Raw genomic sequence first — 26479 nt, forward strand, 5'->3', positions numbered from 1 at the left:
TTTTTATTGAAAACGAACGTATAAATTATCTTCCCTTTTTGGCAAAAAACTTCATTCTATAATCTTGAAATGTTTTCCCTTCGGTGATGTTTTTTAATTTTTTTTGAATCAAACGCTTTTTCAAAGACGATATTTTATCTGTAAATAAAATCCCTTCGATATGATCGTATTCGTGTTGAATCACTCTTGCTATTAAACCATCAAAAACTTCGGTTTTCATAACAAAATCTTCTTCACAATATTCAATGGTAACTGTTGGCTTTCTGTACACGTCTTCACGCACATCAGGAATACTCAAACAACCTTCATTAAAAGCCCATTCTTCACCTTCTTCTTTTATAATCTTAGCATTGATAAAAGTTTTTTTGAAACCTTTCAATTGGTTTTGCTCTTTATCTTCTAAATCCTCATCGTCACTAAATGGAGTAGTATCAATAACAAATAATCGCAATGACAACCCCACTTGCTCTGCAGCAAGGCCAACCCCACTTGCATTATACATGGTTTCATACATGTTTGCAATAATCTCTTTTAAATTTGGATAATCTGGAGTAAGTTCCTCCCCTATTTTTCTTAAAACAGGATCACCATATCCTATAATTGGTAATATCATTTGATTTATTTTTATTAATATCTAGCGCAAATAAAGGAAAAAATCCACTTTATTAAGTTGGCAAAAGTAGTAAAAAAATAGATAATGGATAATCTACATTTAATAATTAGCATATTTTTGTACAATTGTATTGATAGCTTATATAAAATCTTACGAAGCCATTTATAACTTATCTTTGTATTAAATGAAATTCCATGATTACCAAAATAGAAAAATTCACTGATAGCACTTATTTCACAAACGCATTAAAAGCAACTATATCAGCAGTTCTTCCCGTTTTGATATTTACCTATTTTGGTCTTTTCGAAATTGGTTTTGTCATTGCCCTTGGTGCTTTTTTGACCTATCCAAGTGATATTCCAAGTAGTTTAAAGCATAAGATAAACGGAATTATTGTCACTGCTTTTTTGATAGCAGGAGTCAATTTATTAATTAATCTCACCTACCCCATTCCTTTTATTTTCTACCCTTTTTTCTCCATGTTGGTATTCATATTAGCGATGCTATCCGTGTATGGACAAAGAGCTACATTTACGTCTTTTTCAGCTTTACTATCTGTATCGTTATCCTTTTCTCATTTGCATACTGGGTTAGAAATGGTCCAACATTCGGCATTAATACTTGCCGGAGGTTTATTTTATTTAATCATCTCATTGCTTTTTCATTACTTAAGACCCTATCGTTACGCCGAATTACAAGTTGCCGAATGCATCAAATTAACATCTAAATACTTAAAGCTAAGAGGCGATTTATGGAATAGCATAGCCGACAGAAAAGTAATTCTCGAAAAACAATTACATCTACAAGTCGAACTGAACACCATTCACCATAACATCCGAAGAGTCCTTATTGGAAAACAAATCAATGCTGTTTCTTCCAATCAAAATCGAAAAATGCTCATTGTGTTTATTTCCTTGGTAGAAATATTAGAATTAGCACTTTCTACTTCATTCGATCATAATCGATTGCATCAAAAATTTGAAAAGCATCCTAAAACATTGGCGACTTATCAAAACTTAGCCTATAACCTAGCGTCAACATTAAAGGAATTATCCAAAAACATCGAAAAAAGAACCAATTATATTCCCAAACATAAATTATCCAAACATTTATTAGCTTTAGAAACTGCAATAATTGAGTACGAAAATGAATTGGGAAAAACAGAAGCTTCCGAAGGGGTTTTGATGCTAAAAACCATGCTCGAATATGCGGAAAAACAAGTCGAGAAAATTAAAGTAATTGAACGCGCTTTTACATCTGTATCCAAGTCCTATGATTTCAAAGGAAAAGATAAAGATTTAGAAAAATTTTTAACTCCTCAATATTATCCTCTCAGCACATTTATTGAAAACATAAGTTTTTCGTCTACTATATTTAGACATTCCTTGCGCTTAACAGTTACACTTATTCTTGGAGCCATTATAGGTAAATTACTTCCGTTTCAAAATGAATATTGGATCTTAATGACTATTATCATCATTATGAGACCTGGTTATGGATTGACCAAACAGAGATCCATACAACGTGCAATCGGTACTGTTATTGGCGGTATCATTGCATTTAGCATTTTATCCTTAATGCCTACACATTTTCTATTAAGTATTTTGGCAATACTTTGTATGTTGCTTGGTTTTTCTTTTACACAAACGAACTATACTGTAAGTGCTACTTTTGTGACCATGTATATTGTGTTCTTGCACGGAATATTGTCACCTGACTTTGTAAATGTTATTCAATTTAGAATAGCAGATACTTTAACAGGAGCTTTATTGGCTTACCTTGCCAATCATTTTTTATGGCCATCCTGGGAATATATCAAAGCCCCAGAATATTTACAAAAATCGATTATTGCGAATCGAGATTATTTGAAAGAAATTTTTACTTTTTATACCAAAAAAGGCGAAGTTACTACCTCTTATCGTTTGGCAAGAAAAAATGCGTTTATCGAAATTGGAAACCTTATGGCTTCATTCCAAAGAATGTCACAGGAACCAAAATCGAAACAAAAGAATATTTTATTACTCTATAAACTAACCGAACTCAATCATTCTCTGCTTTCATCGACGGCTTCATTGGGAACTTATACTCAATCACATAAAACAACACCTTCATCAAGAGCACTTACAATTGTGGTTGAAAAAGTTCTTAAGAACCTGGAACAATCAATTGCACTTTTGGAGAACAAAGTCATTAATGATTCAAATGAAATTACAAAAGAAGAATTGGACAATCGTTTTATTGAGTTAAAAAACATTCGACAAAACGAACTAAAAGAAGGAAATGAAATAGACGAAGAAGCATTTGCCTTAAAAATGCAGGAAGCTCAATTGATTATAGAACAATTAATTTGGCTAACCAATTTGTCCGAGGGAATTTTAAAAAACACCAAACAATTAATGGAGGATTGAGTAAAAATAGAATGACAGCTTTTGGTTTCGAAAAGAAGAAACCAAAAGCTGTCATTTAGTATTTTATTATTCTAAGCCTCTTCTAATTCCGGATCACTGCAAAAATGCCAAATCTTCATCTTTAGCCCTGATCGTAACGGCATCCTTTGCTTTTTTTCTTTAAAAAAGCAAAGATATAGTGTAGAGCAGGTTTCATGTGACTAAAAAAGCCTATTGCTGTTGCTCCAAAAATCAATAATCAGACCAAGTTTAGTTTAATTTTAAAACTTCGGCAGTATTGCTTCTAATAGTTGCCAATAGCTCTTGATTTTCATTTAAAGCCTTACCAAAAGAAGGAATCATAGCTTTCACTTTTTCCTGCCATTCTGGAGAGCTAAACTGCTCAGGAAAACATTTGCTAACCAACTCAACCATAATAGAAACTGCGGTCGAGGCTCCCGGAGAAGCTCCTAATAAAACCGCCAAAGTTCCATCGTTTGTATTGATAATTTCTGTACCAAACTCCAATTTTCCAATTAGCTCTTCATCTTTTTTGATAACTTGAACTCTTTGTCCTGCTCTTTCCAGTTTCCAATCTTTGGTTCTTGCATTAGGAACATATTCGCGCAAGGCATTCATTCTGTCTTTTGGAGATTGACGCACTTGCTCAATTAAATATTTCGTGAGTGGGATGTTTTTATAACCAGCGACAATCATAGGAATTACGTTGTCTGCTTTTATAGACAATGGCAAATCTGAATAAGAGCCGTTTTTTAAGAAGCGCGTAGAAAATCCTGCAAACGGTCCAAAAAGTAATGCTCTCTCTCCATCAATCATTCGGGTATCAACATGAGGAACTGACATTGGTGGTGCACCAACACTCGCTTTTCCATATACTTTAGCTTGGTGTTTTGCAATTACTTCGGGATTTGTACATTTTAACCATTGACCACTAACTGGGAAACCTCCGTATCCTTTTCCTTCAGGTACATTTGCTTTTTCCAATAACGGCAATGAACCTCCACCGGCACCTATGAAAACAAATTTAGTATATACTTTTTTCTTTTGACCGGAAGCCAAATCTGTGATTTTTATTCTCCAAGATTTATCTTCTCTTTGTTTCAATTTCTTAACTTCATGGCTGTAGTGAATGGTAACATTATCCAATTTTGTCAAATAACCCAGCATACTTCTAGTTAAGGTCCCAAAATTCACATCGGTACCTATTTTCATTGAAGTTGCTGCTACTTTTTCATCCTCATTTCTACCTTCCATTACTAAAGGCATCCATTTTTGCAATTCCGAAAAATCAGTACTGAAAATCATTTCGGCAAATAGTGGATTTGCCTGCAATGCTTTAAACCTGTTCTTTAGAAATTCAACATTTTTATCACCCCAAACAAAACTAATATGAGGAATACTTTTTATAAAATCTTCTGGAGATGTAAGCTTTCCTTCTTTGACCAAATAAGACCAAAACTGTCTGGAAACCTCAAATTGTTCTGCAATACTAATTGCTTTATTTGGATTTATTGTTCCATCAGCACTTTCCGGAGTATAATTAAGCTCACAAAAAGCGGAATGCCCTGTTCCTGCATTATTCCATGCATCAGAACTTTCTGCTGCTGCAACATCCAATCTTTCGTAAATATCAATCTTTAAATCAGGTTGTAATTCTTTTAAAATTAAACCTAGAGTAGCACTCATAATCCCAGCTCCAATTAGAACTACATCAGAATTGGATCGTATTGTTGTATCGGACATTTTTGTGTGTTTTTAAGAAGTTGCAAAAATAGTTCTAAAAATCACAAAAAAAAATTATTTTTTGGTTACAAAACGCCCAAAAAACATAACAGTTTGTTAAATTAAGAAAGTTATTTTCGATTCAAATAATCTTGAAGCATGATAGTAGCAGAAATTTCATCAATTAGGGCTTTATTTTGACGCTGTTTTTTATTGAGTCCGCTATCGATCATTGTTTGAAAAGCCATTTTGGAAGTAAAACGTTCATCGACGCGAATGACCTTCATATCCGGAAAATGATTGGTAAAATGAGTTACAAATCCTTTAATTATGGATGCACTTTCAGAAGGTTCCCCATTCATTTGTTTCGGTTCGCCAATAAGTACTGCTTCTACTTTTTCTTTAGCAAAATAATCTTTCAAAAAAGCAATTGCAGTTGGGGAGGGAATCGTAGTTAGACCTGAGGCTATAATTTGCAATTCATCAGTAACTGCTATTCCTGTTCGTTTTTGTCCATAATCTATGGAAAGTATTCTTGGCATTTTATTTTTTTATCAAAGGTAACTATTTTAATTTCCCAATTCTGAACAACAATGGAAAAGTCACTTTCTTATCATTCTTTTGCCAAGAAATTCTCAATTCCTCCCTAATCAAATCCAATGGGTTGCTTTTGTTTTTCAAAATATAATGCTGTGTTGCCGACCATGTTTCGAGGTAACCTATCAATTCTTCAAAAGACCAAGTAAAATAATTTTCGAAACTATCAATAGTAATTTCATCAAAAGGAAAAGGAATCGTAGTATAGTTTTCATCCAAGTATTTCCGTTCTTTATCCCAATACGGCCCAATTATATTGTAGTAATAATTGCGAAGTATCACATCGGATTCGACATTAGTAGAAAACAATCCATATCCCAAAACCGCAAAGATCCCATTGGGTTTCAAAATCCTGTAGATTTCTTTGTAAAACAAATCAAAGTCAAACCAATGAATAGCTTGGGCAACAGTTATTAAATCGAAAGTCTGATTATCAAAACTTGTCTTTTCGGCCGACTCCAATTGATACACTAAATTTAGTGCTTGGATAGCATTATCCAATTGGCTTTGGCTTATATCAATTCCATATACTTTTTCAAAAACGGTAGAGAGTTTGTGAGCAATCTGTCCATTTCCAGTGGCAATATCAAGAGCCATGGATTTGTTTTTGGCAAACGAAATTAAATACTCAATCATTTCATCGGGATAATGAGGACGATATTTTGAATATTCCAAAGCTTGTTTAGAAAAATTATCTTTCATATTTCCTTTTTTTTTCGTTTATCAAATTTACCATTTTTAAACAATCGCAAGTTAAATCTATAACATTTTCCATACAATTTCTCTTTTTTGCTATTGGTTAAAAATGGTATCTTTGCTGAAAATTTATCTAAAATGAACGAACTACAATCCATAATAGAACAAGCTTGGGAAAACCGTGCTTTGCTTCAAGAAACAAAAACTACTGATGCTATCAGAGAAGTTATAGAATTATTAGATACAGGAAAATTACGTGTTGCTGAGCCTGTTGGCGAAGGATGGCAAGTAAACGAATGGGTAAAGAAAGCCGTTGTGATGTACTTCCCTATTCAAAAAATGGAAACATTAGAATCTGGAATTTTTGAATACCACGATAAAATGTTATTAAAAAGAGGTTATGCAGAAAAAGGAATTCGTGTAGTTCCAAATGCTGTTGCTCGATATGGTGCTTATATTTCAAGTGGTGTAATCTTGATGCCAAGTTATGTAAACATTGGTGCTTATGTAGACGAAGGAACTATGGTAGACACATGGGCAACTGTAGGTAGCTGTGCTCAAATTGGTAAAAACGTACACTTAAGCGGTGGTGTTGGAATTGGTGGTGTATTAGAACCATTACAAGCAGCTCCTGTTATTATTGAAGATGGCGCTTTTGTAGGTTCCCGTTGTATTGTCGTTGAAGGTGTTCATGTTGGTAAAGAAGCAGTTCTTGGGGCGAATGTATGTTTAACAGCCTCAACAAAAATCATTGATGTAACTGGTGATGAACCTGTTGAAATGAAAGGTTTTGTCCCTGCTCGTTCGGTAGTAATTCCTGGAAGCTATACCAAGAAATTTGCTGCTGGAGAATTCCAAGTGCCTTGCGCTTTGATTATTGGAACTCGTAAACCATCTACTGATTTAAAAACATCTTTAAATAACGCTTTACGCGAATATGATGTAGCGGTTTAAAAATCATTTAATTTTATAAAGAAAAGAGGTCTTATTTTGTAAATAAGACCTCTTTTTATATTCAACAATATTCAAAATATCAACTATTTTTCTTTTGAATTTTAATTAGTTTGGCATATTTCATATAAGAAAAGAAAGCTTGAATCATAGAAATAGTCAATCCGTCCAATCCATTCAAAAACCCTTTTTTAAAGAAATAACAACGTACAAATGCAACAGTTCCATTAAGCAAAGGTTTATATGCCCAAATCCTAACGCCTTGATCAAAAAGCTGTTGTGCGTGCCAGCTTGAATATTGATTCTTTTTGGCTATAATTTGATCCAGTGAATCCCATCCATAATGCAATATATGAACCGGCACATTCTTTTCATTCGTAGTTACAATAGTTTGATGAACTTTAGAATCAGAAGGTCTTGCTGTTTTTTTATTAAAAAACCGCACTTTGTGGTCTGGATACCAACCTGCAAAATCTATTAATTTATCTCCTAAAAAGTTTTTGACACGAAAACTTAATCCATCAAAATCTCCTTTTAAATATTTTTCTTTTAAAATATAATCCTCAGCGTCTTTATCCAAAAATTCATCAGCATCCAAGTTGAGAATCCAATCATTTTTACAAAAAGGCAATCCATGAGAGCGTTGCGGCCCATCGCCAAGAAAAGCTTGTTCGATAACAATTGCTCCTTTTGCTTTAGCTATTTCAACTGTCTTGTCTTTGCTTAAAGAATCGACTATAATTACTTCATCACAAACTCTAAAAAGTGCATCAATACACTTTCCTATCATTTTCTCTTCATTGAAAGTAATAATTAAACCGCTTATTGCCATTGTAATGTTTATTTGCTGACACAAAAATATAATTTTTTTCCTCTAGATTACTCCATTTATAATCTTGCTCCCGCAAATATCTATAAATACTTTGTATTTTAGCACTCAAATTAAGTTTATTCAATATGAGAATTTTAGTTATTCAACAAAAAAGAATTGGTGACGTACTTACAAGTACGATAATATGTAATAATTTAAAAAAACAATTTCCGCTGTATACAATTGATTACATGTGTTATACCAATAGTCTTGATGTTTTAATAGGGAATCCAAATATTGATACAGTAATTCCGTTATCCCATAAAGTCCGAAAAAATTATTTTTCTCTTTTTAAGTTTATTTTTGAAATTAGAGCTGAAAAATACGATGTTGTAATAGATGTCTATAATAAATTAGAAACAAACCTAATTACGATGTTTGCTGGTTCCCATATTAAAATAGCGTATCACAAATGGTATACCAAATTGTTTTATACACACAATTTAAAACGATTTGAAAATACTGGAACGCCAAAATATGGGTTTGCTATTGATAATAGGCTTTTATTATTGGAGCCCCTAAATTTAGACCAAAATATAATAGATCCCTATCCCAAATTATTTATAAGTCCTGAAGAAAATGAAAAAACAATTTCTCTTTTTGAAAAAAACAAAATAAGCAGGGACAAAAAAATAATAATGATTAGTCTGCTGGGAAGTGAAAAAAATAAAACTTACCCATTGGAATACATGGCAAAAATTGTTGAATATGTTGCAAATCATAAAGATGTAACAATACTTTTTAATTACTTTGAAAATCAAATTGAAGACGCTAAAACGATATACAACTCGTGTTCAAAAGAAACTCAAGAAAAAATACGCTTTGATTTATTTGGTAAAGACTTAAGATCATTTATATCCATAATGAATCAATGCGATTTAATTATTGGTAATGATGGAGGAGCTATCAATATGGCAAAAGCATTAAACAAACCAGCCTTCACCATTTTTTCGCCTTTCGTGGAAAAGAAAATTTGGGCTACTTTTGAGGATGGTTTAAGATACATTTCTGTCCATTTAAAAGATTTCAGGCCTGAGCTATTTGGTGAAGACATTAATCATAGTGAGATAAAGAAAAACTCCGCCTCTTTATATCAGCTAATTCCACCAGAATTATTCAAAGACAAAATTGATTTTTTCATAAACAACAATTAACAGGACGACAAAGTATTATTGAGACAATCTAATTTACATAATCAAATTCATCAAAAACATATTTTATCATATTAATGGACGTTTCAATTATTATAGTCAACTACCGAAGTTGGAAGCCATTACATAACTGTCTAGAGTCATTACTTTCAATAGATGAAACAAAAATAATTTTTGAAGTAATCATTGTAGATAATTTTTCGAATGACGGTGAATTTGATTTTTTTCAAAATAAATTTAAAAATTTTATTTTCATAAAAAATGAGACTAATTCTGGCTTTGCAAATGGATGCAATTTAGGTGCTAAAGAAGCAAAAGGAAATTATTTTTTATTTCTAAATCCTGACACTATAATTACACCCGAAACCCTTAACACACTTTATACAACTTATAAAAATCATTCTGATATCGGAATATTATCTTGTCTTCAGGTTGACAAAAAAAGCCGTTTCTTTAATCAAAAAAATATATTTCCATCGCTTGTTCAGATTTTTGGAACAAGTAGATTCTTTCACAGAAAAATAATAAAAAAAAGAATTGAAACAATTTTCAACCCCAAAGAAAAATTATTTTATCCTGACTGGGTCACTGGAGCTGTGATTTTTATAAGCAAAGATTGGTTTAAAAGAGTGAATGGCTGGAACGAAGATTATTGGCTTTACTTTGAAGATGTTGAAATTTGTAGAAAAATAATTCAGAAAAATGGCAAAATTGCCGTGACTCGAAATACAATTATTTTACATGAACATGGCGGTTCTTCAAGACACGATTTTGAAACAGAACATATCAGCAAAACTGAAGTTATCATTTCAAAACATGTATATATAAACAATAATTTTAATTCGTTATCTAAGACATTAGCACATACACTTTTGACAATCTTTATACTTTTAGAGAAAAGCTTTTTATCTCTTTTAAGTTTGTTTTTGTTTTCTAGTTTAAAATTGAGAACAAATAGATACATATTCAAGAATCTTTGCTCTTATTATCTTAATGCTATAAAAAGGCAAACTTGGCTTAGCAAAAGATCTGCAAACTATCAAAAGATAAACTTATGACAAATAGCAATGCCGAAAAATTGTCTGTATTAATCATAACTTTAAATGAAGAAGAACATTTAAAAGGTTTATTATCCGATTTAGATTTTGCTGATGAAGTAGTGATTGTCGATTCATTTAGTACCGATGGAACAGAAATTATTGCAAAGACTTTTCCTAAACTAAAGTTTATACAGAATAAATTTGAAAATTTTTCTGCGCAAAGAAATTTTGCAATCTCACAAGCTAAAAATGACTGGATACTATTTCTTGATGCCGACGAAGTTTTAACCCCAGAATTAAAGCAAGAAATCATTGAAACACTGCAAAATAATCAAACTTATTCAGCTTTTTTCTTTGAAAGAATTTTTATGTTTGAAAATAGTATTTTAAAATATAGTGGCAATCAGACGGACAAAATATTCCGGCTTTTCAATAAAAATTTAGCAAAATATGATGAAAAAAGATTGGTTCATGAAAAATTAATAGTCGATGGTAAAATTGGTTTTTTAAAAAACAAACTAATCCACTACTCTTATTCCAGCTATCATGATTATAAAGAAAAGATTATTTTTTATGGCAAATTTAAAGCTCAAGAAAAATTCACAAAAAAAGTAAAACCCAACTTCATACTWCAATTTCTTCATCCCAGCTATAATTTTTTATACAATTATTTTATTAGGCTGGGATTTCTTGACGGCAAAAAAGGCATCCTTATTTGCTACCTAAATGCTTATTGTATTGTAATTCGTTACAGAGAATTAAAAAAACTATGGAAACAAGATAAAAATGTTATTTCCAAAACTTAAGTTTCTTCTTCAATCTTTTCTTTCTGTAAAATTGTTCTTGAAAATTAGCTGTATTTCTCCAAAGAGTCTCAAATACTAAATCCTCGGACTCACCTGATAATTTTGCGTATTCATTACTCATTACTTTCACCATGTCTTTTACAGGCGTTAGTCTGCAAAGATTTTTCATTCGCAATTCAAAAGACATTTTTTCATGAAAACTCATTCTGTTTAAATCCACCAAAAAGAAGTCATACTGCCCGTTACTATTCTTTTTAATTAATGTATTTCCTGGAGAATGATCTTTAAACTCAATTCCTTTTTGATGCAATCCATAAGAAAAACGAGTAAACTGTCTCAATATGTTTTCATGATCTGGATAATCCGACAATTCCAATAATTCCCGGAAAGTCAAATCACACTGAAGATGCTCGCAGGCATAATAACTGTCTTTCAATCCTAGCCAATTATAATTTTCAAAATATGCGATAGGCTGAGGCGTTCCAATTCCATTTTTTAATAAAAGTGTTGCATATTCAAAAGAACGCCTTGCTTTGGACTTTCTAAAATACCTATATGCAATCTTATTAATCAAATTTGGAATTTTGAATGATTTTACATTTATAGTCATTCCCTCAAATTCAAACAACTTGATGACATTTCTTTTGCCCTCTATAAAAATTGTGCCTGAACTAGAGAATTTATTTATAAGATTTTTAATTTCTTGCGGTTTATTCAAAAAAGAAGCTTCAAATTTTGAAATCATATATTTTAAATTTATATTTCTACAAAAATATACTTTTTAAGGTTAAAAAATCATTTAACTTTACACCTAAATAATAAAACATGCAAGCAAAAAAAATTTTTTTAGAATCCCACAATCTTAATAATCTTGCAACAGGTTTAGGCACATTCAATTTTGACTTAATAAGTGCATTATCGCAGCAAAACACAGATGATTTAGAAATAAATCTATTATCTGGAAATGTTTCAAAATTTAAAAAAATATTTGGAGAAAAGTTCAAATACAAACAATATATCTCCATTCAAAGGTATAAAACATTTTACACGCGAAATAAATATGACTTATGGCACTCTTTGAATCAAAATACTAAAATTGAGCCGTATTATCCATCAAAATACGTTTTGACTATTCACGATGTTAATTTTTTTGAAGAGATTTCTTCTGACTATAATCATAAAAGGAATAAGTTGTTTACAGAAAAACTGAAACGAGCTGACAAAATCACTTATATATCGGAATATGCAAAAAAACAAACACACCAATATTTTGACATTCCTAATGTTGAAGAAAAGGTTATTTATAATGGAAATCCAATATTTAATTTCTTAGACATTTCATCATGTTCTAATCCGTTTAACACTGAAAAGCCTTTTTTATATTCTATAGGTGATTTTATCGAAAGAAAAAATTTTGAAGCCATTATATCAATGATGCCAAATCTAAAAGATTTTAATTTGATTATTTCCGGAAACAATAATAAAGTATATGGAGAAAAAATAAAAAAATTAATTATCCATCTTAAATTAGAAAATCGAGTTTTTTTAACAGGAAAAGTTAGTAACGCACAAAAACAATATTATTTAAAAAATTGCACTGCATTTTTATTCCCCTCAATAAGAGAAGGCTTTGGCCTACCACCTATTGAGGCAATGAAATTTAAAAAACCTGTTTTTTTATCTGATCTCAGTTCTTTGCCTGAAATAGGTTCTGATGCAGCATACTATTGGAATGATTTTGAACCTGATTACATGAAAAACACATTAATTGAGGGATTAAATCATTTTGAAAACAATAAAGACACAATGAAATCAAAATTATACGACAGAGCCAATTATTTCAGTTGGGATAAATCTTCCAAGGAATATTTGGATGTATACAGATCAATATTATTTTAAAATTCATCTAGTTATAAATTTTAACAAAACCCAATAAAATTCATAAATAAAAAAGCAGTTAATCCAATTAATTGAAATTTTTTAGTTAAAAATATTTTTCAAATTCAGGCTGTTTTTTCTTTTTAAACAAATGCTTAAACCACTGTCCAAAGTTTTTGGAAAAAATAAAAAACGGTGTTATTTTCCTTATTTCTATTTCGTTAAGATGATTTTTTAATTCTTCAATATTTTTGGTTTTAATGTATCCAATACTGCTCCACTGCTTCGGATTTAAATAGAAGACATCTTTTATTTCATTATAATTATCTTTATTTGCCCTTTTCCATTTATTCATAAACTCATCATTTAGTTCATGACTATGCCCCCAGTTTTTCAACTTAAACTCAAGTTCTTTTTCGGTTCTCGCTAACGACTCATGGAATATCAATGAATTTACATAAATAACCCTTTCCCTTGATTGTCTTGCCAATTTATAATTTGGATAGTTAGTTGCAACCAAAACTTTGCAAGTATCTTTTACATAAAGCAGTCCATCATCTAAATACTTGTATATATCAACATGGAATCCTGAAATTTGAATCGGGTTTTCTTTTGGGTTGTCTAAATAGTAATCATACTTTCGAAGTTGTTTCACAAAATTTTCGAAATCTAAAAAATACTCATCACTATCAACTTGTATTAGCCAATTTCCTACACCCATTTTTAAAGACAGTAAGTGCCTTTCCCTTGTGTCATTTTGAATACCTGATAAATCAGGTATATAAAAATTATCCCGATATATTTCAATCTTATTGTCTATATCAAATTTTTCTAACCATTGATAGAAAGTTTCTTCTACATTGAATTTATTACCTGTCCAAGTATTTTTATTTATATCTTCTGCAATAAAAATTCTGTCTGCTGATTGATAAACCGACGGTATTGAATTCTTTAATTTTTCATAATCATAAGACAATAAAAACCCAACATGTATTTTTTTCATTTTATTATTTATTATTTTTGTGCGAAATAAAGCTTTTATTATGAAAATTCATATAATCAGTTTCGATTATTGGGGCTATGATGCCAAAATCGCAAATAAACTCAATGATATGGGGTACCAGACGGTCCATATAAAATTAAGTGATTTTCACTATAAATATCCAAATTTAAAAGCCAAAATATCAAATTTCTTTTCAAAAATTTTCTTTAAAAAAAATATTAAAAAAATTAAGACAGAAGAATATATTTTAAATCAATTAAAAATTGCTGGTATTCAAGATAAAATTATTGTTATTAACCCAGAAAGAATTTCCAAAAATTGTCATTTACAAATAAAACGTTACGCAAAAACTTATATTGCCTATTTATATGACAGTATTGACAGATACAACACCAAAGACCTAATAAACAATGTTGTTTTCGATAAAGTTTTTACTTTTGATAAAATTGATGCCAAAAATCATAATTTAAGTTTTTTACCAAATTATATTCATTTAGAAAAAACAAATAACCAAAAAACTCCAAAATACAAAGTTTTTTCAATTTCTTCAATTGACGAAAGATATCAAACAATTAATGCCTTCATAGAATATTTTGACAACAACAACATACCACATGAGACCATTTTTTTTGACAAAAAGAAACCTAGTAAACTAAAAAAATCCGTTACTTTCACTAAACAAAAACTTACTCAAAGTCAAATCCAAGAAAAAATCGAAGATGCTGATATAATATTAGATGTTTTAAGAAAAAATCAAAACGGACTTAGCTTTAGAATTTTTGATGCATTAGCTCTTAACAAAAAAATAATAACAACAAATCAATCAATAAAAGAATATGATTTTTTTAACCCGAATAATATATTTGTTTGGGATGAAAATTCAAAAGAAATACCAAAATCGTTTTTTGATTTGCCTTATGAAGAACTTGACGAAAAAATTGTAAAAAAATATTCTTTAAAAAATTGGATTAACACATTATTTGATCTTTCAAAATAATTTCAATAGCACTCAAAATAAATACTAACCCAATCAAAAAATAATAACACGATTAAATCCCCACGAAGTGTTTTTATTTTTATTTGGAATAAAAACACAACTATACATAAGTTGTTTTTATTAAGAAAACACAAAACCACAATCCTTGAAAAAGAAATACTAGCATAAGATTTTTTTCAGCGAATTTAACTCAGTCTTTTTCAATTATTATAGTAATTTCGCATTTATCAAAAGACATAAGCTATTAATTATACTGTAACTGCTAATCCGAATTTACTCACGAACCATTATGCTCGTTTTATAATTAAAATTAAATTCTAAAACAGATTAAAAATAAAATTATCATCACAAAAGAATGGAAAAAAAAAGATTATTATACATTGCACCAGACCACTATGGTTTTTACAAAGTAATTTTAGATGGATTTATTAAATATAGTAATTACGACGTACATTTTGTCTATTCAAATAAAGCAAAGGACTTCAAGTACAAAAATTTTGGACAAAGAATTTATAACTTTTTTTTGAAAACCATAACTGGTGAGAACATTAAAAAAAAATGGCAGTTAACTTATTTTGAATCTACAATAAATCAATATAATGAGTACGATCTATTATTTATTAATAGACCTGATATCCTTACTGATATTCAGCTCAAACATATAACTTCGAAATGCAAAAAATCAATAGTTTACTATTGGGATAGTTTTGAAAAAATAAAAGGACAAAAAGAGACAATGAAATATTTTGACAAAACATATAGTTTTGACAAGTTTGATTGTGCTAATTATGGAATTAACAAAGGGTACAACTTTTTTTTCAATACAGAAACCATTAACAGTCCAAAATATGATGTTTTTTTCATAGGAACTTACGATAGTAGGTATGATAATTTAATACAAATAATTGAATCAATACATAAGAAAAACATCAATGTACATGCAACATTATTCTCTTACGATAAGAATATTTCAAAAAGAATAAAGCATAAAAACATCTCTTTTATCAACGAAATAATTCCATTTAATAAGGCGTATACATTTAATCAAAATACTAAAATCATATTAGACATTCAACATGACAATCAAGTTGGATTGTCTTTTAGACCATACGAAGCTATGGGATTAAGAAAAAAATTAATCACCACAAATCCACACATAAAAGAATACGACTTTTATAATCCTAATAATATTTTTATTTGGGACAAAGATGCAAATGAAATTCCAGACTCATTCTTCAATTCACCTTACGAAGAAATACCAGAAGAAATATACAATAAATACAAATTAGAAAACTGGATTAAATCAATTCTAAACAATTAACCAAAATGGACAAAACGACTCCAATCTACTTTATTTGCCCAGATAACAAAGAACCCATAGGAGGTATTAAACAATTATATAGACAAGTTGACATATTAAATAATAATGGGTTTAACGCATACATTATCCATAAAAGAAAACTATTTAGACATAATTGGTTTGAAAATAACACCAAAATAATTTACAGCAGATTTGTTTTTGATGAGATTGATAAGCTATCAGGCAGAAAAAGCAAAATTTTTAAAGCATACTTAAAAAAAGGAGTTAATAGTTTAGACCCAAATGGAATTTTGATAATTCCAGAACTACATCGACCAAAAATTTGTAATTTATTAAAAGGAATGCGTAAAGTGGTATTTAATCAAAATTGTTATTACACTTTTAAAAATTTTGAAATCAATACCTTTGATAATAACATTATTTATAACAGCCCTGATTTATTAGGTGTAATAGTCGTTTCAGAAAACTCAAAAAAATATTTAAATTTAGCTTTTGAAGATTTAAATATTTTCAGGATAAAACTTGGTATTAATTCAACTAAATTTTTCTACGATAGTTCAATTAAGAAAAGACAAATAGCTTTTATGCCTAGAAAGCTATCTGAAGAAATTGTTCAAGTTATTAATATATTAAGATACCGAAACAAAATAAAAAACTGGAATTTCATCCCTATAGATAATAAAAATGAAAATGAAGTCGCTCAAATATTAAATGAAAGTTTAATGTTTTTGAGTTTCAATGACAAGGAAGGGTTTGGTTTACCACCTGCAGAAGCAATGTCAAGCGGGTGTTTAGTTATTGGTTATACAGGTGAAGGTGGTGGTGAGTATTTTTTAGAAGATTTTTCATGTAAAATACCTAAAGGAAATATCATTCAGTATGTCGAAACCATTGAAAAAATAATAATGGAATATGACAACAACCCATTAGATTTCACTAAAAAACAAGAAATGGCGTCAAATTATATAAAAAACAATTATAGTTTAGAAATTGAAAATGAAAGTATTATTTCTTGTTGGAATAGTTTACTACAAATCAACAAATAATAACTTACATCTAAAAGCATTATAAACTGAACTCACCATGTGTCACCACATTAAATAATGATTTTATTTGCTTATAACCTATTTTGGCTTTATGATTTAAAAAAAAACATATAACAATCCATGTTCAACGCATTGTATATAACTTATAATCAATACCTTTTTTAAATGAAAATAACAATAATAAGCTATGATAATTGGGAGCTTAACAACCATCTTAAAAAAAGTTTAGAACAAAAAGGCCATGTAGTTCGTCATATTAATTTTTTTGAATTCAAACATAAATACCCCGATTTTAAAACTAAACTTTATAATTTCATTCTAAAAACGTTTACCAACAAAAACATCAAAAATTTTTATTATGGCAACAAAATATTAAAAAAGCTAGAAGAAAACACCGAAATTCAAGATGTAATTCTAACTCTAAAAGGAGATTTTATTGACCCCAAAAGTATCTTGAAATTTAAAAGACATACAAAAAAATCAATAGCTTATTTTAATGACAGCATTGCTCGATACCCTAAAATAAAACAGGTTATTAGTTCTTTTGATGAAGTATATTCGTTTGAAAAAGCTGATTGCAAAAAGTACAATTTAAAGTTTATAACCAATTGGATTTACCCCATAAAAACAAACTACACAAAAAACGAACAATATCAAGTCTATAATATAAGTTCAAAAGATAAAAGAGAGACATTGTTATCTAAGATAGCCAACATTTTAAAAGAAAATGATATAAGATATAAAATCATTATTTTTGATAAAAAAAATAAAAATAAATACCCAAATCTTGAATATACTTCAACACAAATTCCATTAGACCAAGTCAATGCGAATTTGTTTAACTCTCAAATTTTACTTGATATTAACCGAGATGGACAAAAAGGACTAACTTTTAGAGTATTTGAAAGTGTTGGATTAGAAAAAAAACTAATTACTACAAATCCCGATATAAAAAACTATGACTTTTATAACCCAAATAATATTATGGTTATAAATGAAAAAAAAATAGATATCCCTCTTACTTTTTTCAATAATGAGTATGAAAAAATTCCTGAAATTTTATTCAACAAATATTCTTTAGAAGGCTGGATTAGTGAAGTTATTAAATAATTTCTTCAAATATGTCAAATTACAACAAATAAAACCTACAATAATAAAGTATATTTGCGTTTTATAGCCCTTTTTAAAATGTTTCATTAAGGGTATTATTTCTCCAAAAAATAAATTTATGAAAATATATTTCTCATTAGTAATTAGCTTTCTGACCTTCTTATCTTTAAAAGCACAAAACATTTCTGTAGGATCTATTGACATGATAGAACAAAGTAGTAGAAATGAACAATTATTAGGCAATGGAAATCCTCTTATTTCCTATACTTTACGCCCTCTAGCATTAGATCTAATTGACACAACCCAAACAAATCCCAAAGGAAAAGTAAACATAAAAGTACTTCCAATATCCCTAATCCAACAATACAATACGTATGCGCCTTATGGTTGGAATGACGGTTCGATGATTCCTGCCAAAGGCTATCAATCACTACTAAGTGCAGGTTTGTTTGCCGAGTATGGAATTTTGAGTGTGCAATTAAAACCAGAAAATGTATATGCAGCCAATCCTGATTTTGATATTTTTCCTTTAACAGAAACAAACGCAGTACGCTTAATCAATATCTTTTATTTAAACACCACTGATTTACCTACTCCTTATGGTGACAGGCCTTACAGTAAATTAAACTGGGGACAGAGCAATATCAAGATAAATATCAATAAATTTTCTGTTGGCGTATCTACCGAAAATTTATGGTGGGGACCTGGAACCAGAAATTCACTTGTCATGAGTAATAATGCATCAGGTTTTTTACATTTCACCTTGAATACGAGACAGCCAGTAGAAACTTTCATAGGAAGTTTTGAAGGCCAAATCATATCTGGTAAATTAGAAAATTCTGGTTTAAATAGCCCAAAATCACAATTTATAATTGATGGTGTAGATTATGAAGTACCTAAAAGTGATGATTGGCGTTACATCAACGGGCTTTCAATAAACTATCACCCCAAGTGGATTCCTGGTCTATTTCTGGGACTAAATCGCACAATCCAAGTTTATCATGATGATATGGGAAATAGTTTCAGTGATTATATGCCAATATTTGCTCCTTTCCAGAAAAAAAAGCTAAATGGAGAGGATGCAAAAAATAGAGATCAATTGGCTTCTCTCTTTTTTAGATGGGCAATGAAAGAATCCAAATTTGAATTTTACGGAGAAAGCGGTTGGAATGATTATTCCCAAGATATAACAGATTTATTTCATTCCCCTGAACATTCTAGAGCTTATTTGTTTGGCTTCAATAAACTTTTTATGCTTAACAAATCCAAAAATAAATATCTGAAAGTAAGTTTTGAAACCACGCATCTAGAACAAAGTGCAGATCGCTTAGTAAGACCTGCCGGCGCTTGGTACCAGCATGGTTTAATATTACACGGTTATACCAATAAAGGAGAAGTTCTTGGGGCAGGAATTGGCCCTGGAAGTAACTTACAAACTCTAGATTTTAGTCTATGGCAAAAAAATAAAGTGTGGGGATTTCAAGTAGAACGATATGCTCACAATATGGACTTCTTTTATGATGCCTATAAAGGTTATACTAACAAATGGGTTGATTTGATGTTTAATACATACGCATATCAAAAAATCGGTAAGCTAGACATTCAAGCTAAATTAAATACATCAGTAAGTAATAACTACCAATATCAATATGAGAATAGACAAATAAATATGCAATTCCAAGTTTCGCTCCAATATCATTTATAAAAGAATATTTTTTTTGCAAGCATATTTTCTAAATAAAATAAAATTTTAAGATCGTGCCTACCAATATACAACACTAGATAATATGAAAACATCTGTTGCAATGTGTACCTATAATGGTGAAAAGCACATTAAAAATCAACTTGATAGTATCTTAAGCCAATCATTAGCTATCGATGAAATTGTTATTTGTGATGATGGATCAAATGATAAAACAATTGAAATTATAATGCAATTTCAACTAGAATATCCAAATAAAATCTTTTTACATAAAAACCCAATAAATTTAGGAAGTAATAAAAATTTTGAAAAAGCCATTTCTCTCTGTAATGGTGATTATATTTTTTTGAGTGATCAAGATGACATTTGGAAACAGAATAAAGTTGAAAAAATAATCCAGTATTTTTCAAAAAATGAATCAGCCGAAGCAGTCTTTTCAAATGCGGAATTAATTAATGACGATAATAAAAAATTCAAGAATAATAATCTTTGGAATTCTATAGGCTTTATTGAAAATCAATTAAACAAACCAATTGATTTATACCATCATATTAAATTTAAATCTAATACGGTAACTGGAGCAACACTTTGCATAAAGCAGGAAATAAAGCCTTTAATCTTACCTATTCCAGATATCCAAAAATTTCATCATGATGAATGGATAGCTATTGTTATTGCTTCAAGAAAGAAATTAGAATATCTATCTGATGAATTAATATCTTATAGAATACATACAGAACAACAAATTGGAGCTAAAGGTTATTTAAATAAAAACAGATTGAAAAATCATCTAATAATGGCTAATCATATTTTAGAGCATACAACCCCTAAAAAATACCAAGATTATGCACGATTAACTAGAATATATTATCGTAATTATTTGAAATTTAAAAAGGTTTCTGACAAGATGAAAGATGATACCCCCATCAATTTTAAAGATATAGCAGAAACCAATTTAAACTTATTCAAAAAATATAATGAATTTCTAAAAAAAACCAATCCAGTTTTCTATTTTTTTAGAACATTAACTGATAAAATAAGAGGGAAAAGGCAATTAAACTAAGACTATCGATTATAGCTTAGCAATCTAAAAATCAAAGAATGGGTCTTAATTTGTCTTTTTATCAGACAGTAATATAAAAAACAATAATGGTAGTATTAAATAAAAAATATGATATTTTAATAGTTGGATCTGGTTTATTTGGAGCTGTATTCGCATATGAAGCAACTAAATTAGGTAAAAAATGTCTAGTTATTGATAAACGTGAACATCTAGGAGGAAACGTATATTGTGAGGAGATTGAAGGTATAAATGTTCATAAATACGGCGCACATATTTTTCATACTAATGATAAAAAAATATGGGATTATGTAAATCAATTTACCTCTTTTAATAACTATATCAATTCTCCTGTCTCGATTTCAAAAGGAAAGCTATATAATTTACCTTTTAATATGAATACTTTTTATCAAATATGGGGATGTATCACTCCTGATGAAGCCAAAGAAAAGATTAACGAACAAATTAGACAATATGGTGTAAAAGATCCAAAAAACTTAGAAGAGCAAGCAATTTCATTGGTAGGAAAAGATATATATGAAACTTTAATAAAAGAATATACTGAAAAACAATGGGGAAGAAAAGCAACAGAACTCCCCGCGTTTATCATAAAAAGACTCCCTATTCGGTTTACCTATGACAACAATTATTTCAACGATACCTACCAAGGTATTCCCATTGGTGGTTATAATAAAATCATTGAAGGCTTATTAAAAGATGTAGATGTTCGTTTAAACACAGATTTTTTCAAAAACCGTTCCTATTTTGAATCTTTAGCGACTGATATTGTTTATACTGGTAAAATAGATGAATATTTTAACTATGAATTTGGCCAACTTGAATACCGTTCATTACGATTTGAAAACGAAATTATTGACAAAGAGAACTTTCAAGGAAATGCAGTAGTAAACTACAATGACAAAGAAGTTCCTTTTACAAGAATAATTGAACACAAACATTTTGAATTTGGCTCTCAAAAAAAGAGCATTATAACAAGAGAATATCCCGATAATTGGACCCCAGAAAAGGAAGCTTTTTACCCAATAAATAATACGGAAAATCAAAATAAGTACGAAAACTATAAAAAGAAAGCTGATAAAACAAAAGTAATTTTTGGCGGAAGATTAGCTGAATACAAGTATTATGATATGCACCAAATAATAGCTTCAGCATTAACAAATTTCAAGAAATATAATGAAAATAGATAAAAAAAACAGCATTATTTATGTCACATGCCCAGCAAACTTTGCAACAGGAGGCCCTTATTTATTACATCAATTAGCTTACAAATTAATTCAATTGGGATATAATGCTAAAATGTTTTATTTGTCTGAATCCATAAATGAAAATCCAGTACATGAATTTTATGCAGACATGAAAATTCCATATTCATTAGAAATTGAAAATAATTGTTCCAACCTTCTTATCATACCAGAAACATACACTACTTTAATATTCAAATATAAAAATGTACAAAAAATAATTTGGTGGCTAAGTGTTAACAATTTTTTCGAATCAAACAATAAAAAGCCTAGTTTTTCAACCAAGAGGCTTTTGGGATTGAAAAAAGAGCGTTATTATTATAATTTTCAAAAGAAACCAAAACATTTTCATTGGGTTCAAAGCTTTTATGCTGAACACTTTTTAAAATCCAAAGGAATAACTAATATAAAATATCTATCAGACTATCTGAATGGCATTTTTATTAATGAAGTAAAAAACATTAAATTCGATTCAACAAACAAAGAGAACATTATTTCATACAATCCTAAAAAAGGTTATGAAGTCACTAAACTATTGATTGAAAAAACACCCCATCTAAAATGGGTAGCCATAGAAAATATGACTCCAACTGAAGTAAAAGAACTTTTATTAAAATCTAAAATTTATATTGATTTTGGCCCTCATCCAGGAAAAGACAGAATCCCAAGAGAGGCCGCAATTTGTGGATGCATCGTAATTACAAATACCAAAGGAAGTGCTAATTTTTTTGAAGATGTTTCAATACCAAATCAATACAAAATAGAATATTCTCTCAAAGATGAAACAACAATTATAAAGTTATTAGAAACATGCCTATCCGATTATGATGATAAATTAAAGGACTTTGAACTTTATAAAAACAAAATCATTAACGAAGAAATCAGGTTTAATAATGATTTAGAAGAAATTTTAAAGGTTTTTCAAGACAACTAATTATTACGCTTTCAATTTCCTTTTAAAATCTAAACAAATACTAATAAAAATTATGATTTGTATCTTTTTAAATCATCCAAAAGAAAAAAATCACAAAGAATAATTATTATGAAGGATAATCAAAATTATTATATAAAAGGGGATTTTATAATACGAGGACACTCTAAACAAACATTGTTAAAGAATGGTATAATTAATCACATATTTTATTTTTTTATATCACTTTTCATTCCTCTTTTAATTTTTGGAAATAGATTATTTAATAGAAGCTCTAAAAATTATAAATATACTGTATGTCTGTGTGGAATATTTAAAAATGAAGCAAAATTTCTTGACGAATGGATTCAGTTTCATCTAGTGATTGGTATAGATCATTTCTATTTATACAATAACAATTCAGATGATAACTATTCGGAAATTCTGAAACCGTACATAGAAAAAGGAATTGTAGATTTGGTTGACTGGCCCTTCAATCATTCGCAAATGGATGCCTATAAAGATTGTTATAATAAGCATCAGAATGATACAAATTGGTTGACATTTATTGATGTTGACGAATTTATTTGCCCTATATCTACAAATAACATTAAATCATGGTTAGCATCTTATAAAAATTATCCTGGTGTGGCTGTTTATTGGAAACAATTTGGATCAAATGGAAAGTTATATCATGATAATAATGAATTAGTAATTGAGCAATATACTCAATGTTGGTCAAAACCTAGTATATACACAAAAATGTTTTGCAATATGGATTTTCCAATTGCTAAATTTAGGAATATGCATATTCTTAACTCAAAAATATTTGGAATAAAGATACCTCCTATTAATCAGTATAAAAAAATCATTACTTTGGGAATACATCATTGTTCTATGTTTGGTAGTTCATCTATTCAAATAAATCATTATTGGGGAAAGGCTTACGATTGCTTTGTTGAAAATAAGATAAACAGAACTGATGCTTATCATGAAAACAGTATTGAAATGGGGCAACTACGTAAAAGTCTATTAAAATCACATGAAGCCATGTGTACTGATCGGGATTATACTATTCAACGTTTTTTATTATTTACAAAATTAAGAAACAAGCCATAATTGATTTTTATTGACTAAAAACAAGAACTGATATTTAAACAATTATTCCAAATCAAAATCCTAAAACCTCTATTTTTACCAGAAAACCCCCGTTTTAATAACTTCAAATAAATATCTTTGCACCTTATTAAAATAAAAATGGATATCAATCAAGAAATACACAACGCATTCGAAGTCATAAAAGAAGGTGGAATCATACTCTACCCTACCGATACCGTTTGGGGAATAGGTTGTGACGCAACCAATCCCGAAGCCGTTGCCAAAATATACAAACTCAAGCAAAGAGCCGAGACTCAAAGCATGATTTGCCTGATGAATGGCGAAAAAATGATTTACAATGTTTTCAAAGAAATTCCGGAAGTGGCTTGGCAAATTATGGATTTTTCCGAAAATCCAACAACTTTGGTACTTGACAAACCTCGTAATGTAGCTCCAAACATTATTGCGCCCGATAATACATTGGGCATTCGTCTCGTAAAAGAACCATTTTGTTTCAAACTGATGGAGCGTATGAAAAAACCACTAGTCTCTACTTCGGCTAATATTTCTGGCCAACCGACTCCAAAAAGTTTCAAAGAAATTAGTCCCGAAATTATAAAAGGCGTTGACTATGTTGTAAATTTGCACCACGATAAAATCGCAGGAAAACCTTCTACAATCATTAAATTAACTAATGATTCGCAGGTAAAAGTGATTCGCAAATAATTTTTTGTTTCAATTTTAAAATTTCAACTTTTAAGAGTTCTTCATAAACTTGAAACCATAAACTTGAAACTCTAAACTTTCAAAATGAACTACAAAGAAGCCTTAAATAATAAAATATTCGAAGTCATTTCGGAAGCATCCCAAGAACTTAATGTTGAAAGTTATGTGATTGGCGGTTTTGTGCGTGACTTACTTTTAAACAGAAATTCAAAAAAGGATATCGATGTTGTCGCAGTGGGAAGCGGAATCGAATTGGCCTTAAAAGTCTCTGATTTACTTCCAAAAAAACCAAAAGTTCAAGTTTTCAAGACTTATGGAACTGCAATGTTACGTTTTGAAGATACCGAAATAGAATTTGTGGGCGCCCGAAAAGAATCCTATAATCTTGATAGCAGGAATCCTATCGTAGAAGATGGGACATTAGAAGACGACCAAAACAGACGCGATTTCACCATTAATGCATTGGCATTATCATTAAACGCTAACAATTTTGGAGCTTTATCGGATCCATTCAATGGTATTTCCGACTTGGAAAACAAAATCATAAAAACTCCTCTAGATCCAGACATCACTTTTTCTGATGATCCATTGCGTATGCTTAGAGGAATTCGTTTTGCTACTCAATTGGGTTTTGAAATAGACCAAACTTCTTTGGATTCTATTACCAAAAATGCCGAACGTATCAAAATTATTTCTGGCGAACGCATTGTTGAAGAATTGAACAAAATCCTTTCTACAGATAAACCTTCCGTTGGATTTTTGTTATTATTTAAAACTGGTCTTTTAGACATCATTCTTCCGGAACTGACCGCTTTAAACCAAGTGGAAGAAATAGAAGGACATACACACAAAAATAACTTTTACCACACTCTTGAAGTTGTCGATAACATTTGCCCCAACACAGATGATGTTTGGCTACGTTGGTCGGCTTTGCTTCACGATATTGGAAAAGCTCCAACGAAACGCTTCAACAAAAAACAAGGTTGGACTTTTCACGGACATGAATTTCTTGGCGGAAAAATGGCAAAAAAGATATTTGAACGCTTACACATGCCATTAAACCACAAAATGAAATTTGTTCAAAAAATGGTTATCATGAGTTCTCGTCCAATCGTTTTGGCACAAGACATTGTAACCGACTCGGCAGTAAGACGTTTGGTTTTTGATGCCGGCGAAGATGTCGAAAATTTAATGACGCTTTGTGAAGCCGATATCACGACCAAGAACCCTAATAAATTCAGGAAATACCATAGCAATTTTGAAATTGTCCGCAAAAAAATTGTAGAAGTCGAAGAACGTGACCATGTGCGCAATTTCCAACCGCCCATTTCTGGTGAGGAAATTATGGAGATTTTCGATTTAAAACCTTCCCGCGAAATCGGAATGCTAAAAGAAGCCATTAAAGAAGCCATCCTTGAGGGAGAAATTCTCAATGATTATGATGCTGCTTATGGATTTATGATGAAAAAGGCAGAGAAGCTGGGGTTGAAAAAAGCGGAAAAATAATTGAG

24 protein-coding genes are annotated in these 26479 nt (G+C 29.8%); 17 read left to right on the top strand and 7 right to left on the bottom strand.

Annotated elements, in window-relative coordinates; genetic code table 11:
* Nucleotides 1-25: 25 nt before the first annotated feature.
* The gene (def, locus tag AC1DY0_RS13955) at nucleotides 26-613 is read right to left on the bottom strand and encodes a peptide deformylase (protein ID WP_326402899.1); all 588 of its coding nucleotides are present in this window, start codon (nucleotides 611-613) and stop codon (nucleotides 26-28) included.
* 194 nt (nucleotides 614-807) lie between these two features.
* Between def and AC1DY0_RS13960 the strand changes: the two genes are divergently transcribed.
* Nucleotides 808-3021 (top strand): FUSC family protein, encoded by a 2214-nt coding sequence (locus tag AC1DY0_RS13960; protein ID WP_477189198.1) that lies wholly within the window; start codon nucleotides 808-810, stop codon nucleotides 3019-3021.
* Between the two features lie 249 nt (nucleotides 3022-3270).
* Here AC1DY0_RS13960 and AC1DY0_RS13965 read toward each other — a convergent pair whose 3' ends face one another.
* The 3 genes from AC1DY0_RS13965 to AC1DY0_RS13975 all read right to left on the bottom strand — a co-directional run bounded on the left by AC1DY0_RS13965 (nucleotide 3271) and on the right by AC1DY0_RS13975 (nucleotide 6042).
* Nucleotides 3271-4764, bottom strand: a complete 1494-nt coding sequence (locus AC1DY0_RS13965; RefSeq protein WP_477189199.1) for a malate:quinone oxidoreductase — start codon at nucleotides 4762-4764, stop codon at nucleotides 3271-3273.
* A 110-nt stretch (nucleotides 4765-4874) separates the two neighbouring features.
* Nucleotides 4875-5285: a Holliday junction resolvase RuvX gene (gene ruvX / locus AC1DY0_RS13970; protein ID WP_477189200.1), complete on the bottom strand. Its 411-nt coding sequence runs from the start codon at nucleotides 5283-5285 to the stop codon at nucleotides 4875-4877.
* 22 nt (nucleotides 5286-5307) lie between these two features.
* Nucleotides 5308-6042 (bottom strand): class I SAM-dependent methyltransferase, encoded by a 735-nt coding sequence (locus tag AC1DY0_RS13975; RefSeq protein ID WP_477189201.1) that lies wholly within the window; start codon nucleotides 6040-6042, stop codon nucleotides 5308-5310.
* Nucleotides 6043-6174: 132 nt separating this feature from the next.
* Between AC1DY0_RS13975 and AC1DY0_RS13980 the strand changes: the two genes are divergently transcribed.
* Nucleotides 6175-6990 (top strand): 2,3,4,5-tetrahydropyridine-2,6-dicarboxylate N-succinyltransferase, encoded by an 816-nt coding sequence (locus tag AC1DY0_RS13980; protein WP_477189202.1) that lies wholly within the window; start codon nucleotides 6175-6177, stop codon nucleotides 6988-6990.
* Nucleotides 6991-7069: 79 nt separating this feature from the next.
* Here AC1DY0_RS13980 and AC1DY0_RS13985 read toward each other — a convergent pair whose 3' ends face one another.
* Nucleotides 7070-7819, bottom strand: coding sequence for a glycosyltransferase family 2 protein (locus AC1DY0_RS13985; RefSeq protein ID WP_477189203.1), 750 nt, complete (start codon nucleotides 7817-7819; stop codon nucleotides 7070-7072).
* 230 nt (nucleotides 7820-8049) lie between these two features.
* Between AC1DY0_RS13985 and AC1DY0_RS13990 the strand changes: the two genes are divergently transcribed.
* From AC1DY0_RS13990 to AC1DY0_RS14000, 3 genes are all read left to right on the top strand, one after another.
* Nucleotides 8050-9012 carry a glycosyltransferase family 9 protein gene (locus AC1DY0_RS13990; RefSeq protein ID WP_477189233.1) on the top strand — a complete coding sequence of 321 codons (963 nt, stop codon included), beginning with the start codon at nucleotides 8050-8052 and terminating at the stop codon, nucleotides 9010-9012.
* Nucleotides 9013-9086: 74 nt separating this feature from the next.
* On the top strand, nucleotides 9087-10067 hold the full coding sequence (locus AC1DY0_RS13995) for a glycosyltransferase family 2 protein (protein ID WP_477189204.1): 981 nt from the start codon (nucleotides 9087-9089) through the stop codon (nucleotides 10065-10067).
* A complete protein-coding gene (locus AC1DY0_RS14000; protein WP_477189205.1) occupies nucleotides 10064-10855 on the top strand; it encodes a glycosyltransferase family 2 protein in 792 nt (263 codons plus the stop codon). Before AC1DY0_RS13995 ends, AC1DY0_RS14000 begins: the two co-directional genes overlap by 4 nt.
* On the opposite strand, the gene AC1DY0_RS14005 is transcribed toward AC1DY0_RS14000, so the two are convergent.
* Nucleotides 10839-11600, bottom strand: a complete 762-nt coding sequence (locus AC1DY0_RS14005) for a Kdo domain containing protein (protein ID WP_477189206.1) — start codon at nucleotides 11598-11600, stop codon at nucleotides 10839-10841. The two genes, AC1DY0_RS14000 and AC1DY0_RS14005, sit on opposite strands and share 17 nt — an antisense overlap.
* Nucleotides 11601-11680: 80 nt before the next feature.
* Between AC1DY0_RS14005 and AC1DY0_RS14010 the strand changes: the two genes are divergently transcribed.
* Nucleotides 11681-12754: a glycosyltransferase family 4 protein gene (locus AC1DY0_RS14010; protein WP_477189207.1), complete on the top strand. Its 1074-nt coding sequence runs from the start codon at nucleotides 11681-11683 to the stop codon at nucleotides 12752-12754.
* A gap of 85 nt (nucleotides 12755-12839) precedes the next feature.
* On the opposite strand, the gene AC1DY0_RS14015 is transcribed toward AC1DY0_RS14010, so the two are convergent.
* Nucleotides 12840-13736, bottom strand: coding sequence for a hypothetical protein (locus tag AC1DY0_RS14015; RefSeq protein ID WP_477189208.1), 897 nt, complete (start codon nucleotides 13734-13736; stop codon nucleotides 12840-12842).
* A 40-nt stretch (nucleotides 13737-13776) separates the two neighbouring features.
* Between AC1DY0_RS14015 and AC1DY0_RS14020 the strand changes: the two genes are divergently transcribed.
* The 11 genes from AC1DY0_RS14020 to AC1DY0_RS14070 all read left to right on the top strand — a co-directional run bounded on the left by AC1DY0_RS14020 (nucleotide 13777) and on the right by AC1DY0_RS14070 (nucleotide 26474).
* Entirely contained in the window at nucleotides 13777-14733 is a 957-nt protein-coding gene (locus AC1DY0_RS14020) for a WaaS/CpsH family glycosyltransferase (RefSeq protein WP_477189209.1), read from the top strand.
* Nucleotides 14734-15088: 355 nt separating this feature from the next.
* The gene (locus AC1DY0_RS14025; RefSeq protein ID WP_477189210.1) at nucleotides 15089-16054 is read left to right on the top strand and encodes a WaaS/CpsH family glycosyltransferase; all 966 of its coding nucleotides are present in this window, start codon (nucleotides 15089-15091) and stop codon (nucleotides 16052-16054) included.
* 5 nt (nucleotides 16055-16059) lie between these two features.
* The gene (locus AC1DY0_RS14030; RefSeq protein WP_477189211.1) at nucleotides 16060-17100 is read left to right on the top strand and encodes a glycosyltransferase; all 1041 of its coding nucleotides are present in this window, start codon (nucleotides 16060-16062) and stop codon (nucleotides 17098-17100) included.
* Between the two features lie 165 nt (nucleotides 17101-17265).
* Nucleotides 17266-18210, top strand: a complete 945-nt coding sequence (locus tag AC1DY0_RS14035) for a WaaS/CpsH family glycosyltransferase (RefSeq protein ID WP_477189212.1) — start codon at nucleotides 17266-17268, stop codon at nucleotides 18208-18210.
* Between the two features lie 118 nt (nucleotides 18211-18328).
* Entirely contained in the window at nucleotides 18329-19915 is a 1587-nt protein-coding gene (locus tag AC1DY0_RS14040; RefSeq protein WP_477189213.1) for a capsule assembly Wzi family protein, read from the top strand.
* 82 nt (nucleotides 19916-19997) lie between these two features.
* Nucleotides 19998-20975 (top strand): glycosyltransferase family 2 protein, encoded by a 978-nt coding sequence (locus tag AC1DY0_RS14045; RefSeq protein ID WP_477189214.1) that lies wholly within the window; start codon nucleotides 19998-20000, stop codon nucleotides 20973-20975.
* A gap of 86 nt (nucleotides 20976-21061) precedes the next feature.
* Nucleotides 21062-22180, top strand: coding sequence for a UDP-galactopyranose mutase (glf, locus tag AC1DY0_RS14050; RefSeq protein WP_477189215.1), 1119 nt, complete (start codon nucleotides 21062-21064; stop codon nucleotides 22178-22180).
* Nucleotides 22167-23168, top strand: a complete 1002-nt coding sequence (locus tag AC1DY0_RS14055; RefSeq protein ID WP_477189216.1) for a hypothetical protein — start codon at nucleotides 22167-22169, stop codon at nucleotides 23166-23168. The genes glf and AC1DY0_RS14055 overlap by 14 nt, the downstream gene beginning before the upstream one ends.
* A gap of 108 nt (nucleotides 23169-23276) precedes the next feature.
* On the top strand, nucleotides 23277-24263 hold the full coding sequence (locus tag AC1DY0_RS14060; RefSeq protein WP_477189217.1) for a glycosyltransferase family 92 protein: 987 nt from the start codon (nucleotides 23277-23279) through the stop codon (nucleotides 24261-24263).
* 138 nt (nucleotides 24264-24401) lie between these two features.
* Nucleotides 24402-24968 (top strand): L-threonylcarbamoyladenylate synthase, encoded by a 567-nt coding sequence (locus AC1DY0_RS14065; RefSeq protein ID WP_111408931.1) that lies wholly within the window; start codon nucleotides 24402-24404, stop codon nucleotides 24966-24968.
* Nucleotides 24969-25052: 84 nt separating this feature from the next.
* Nucleotides 25053-26474 carry a CCA tRNA nucleotidyltransferase gene (locus AC1DY0_RS14070; protein ID WP_477189218.1) on the top strand — a complete coding sequence of 474 codons (1422 nt, stop codon included), beginning with the start codon at nucleotides 25053-25055 and terminating at the stop codon, nucleotides 26472-26474.
* Nucleotides 26475-26479: the final 5 nt, after the last annotated feature.

Source organism: Flavobacterium sp. P1_E4 (assembly GCF_056405915.1).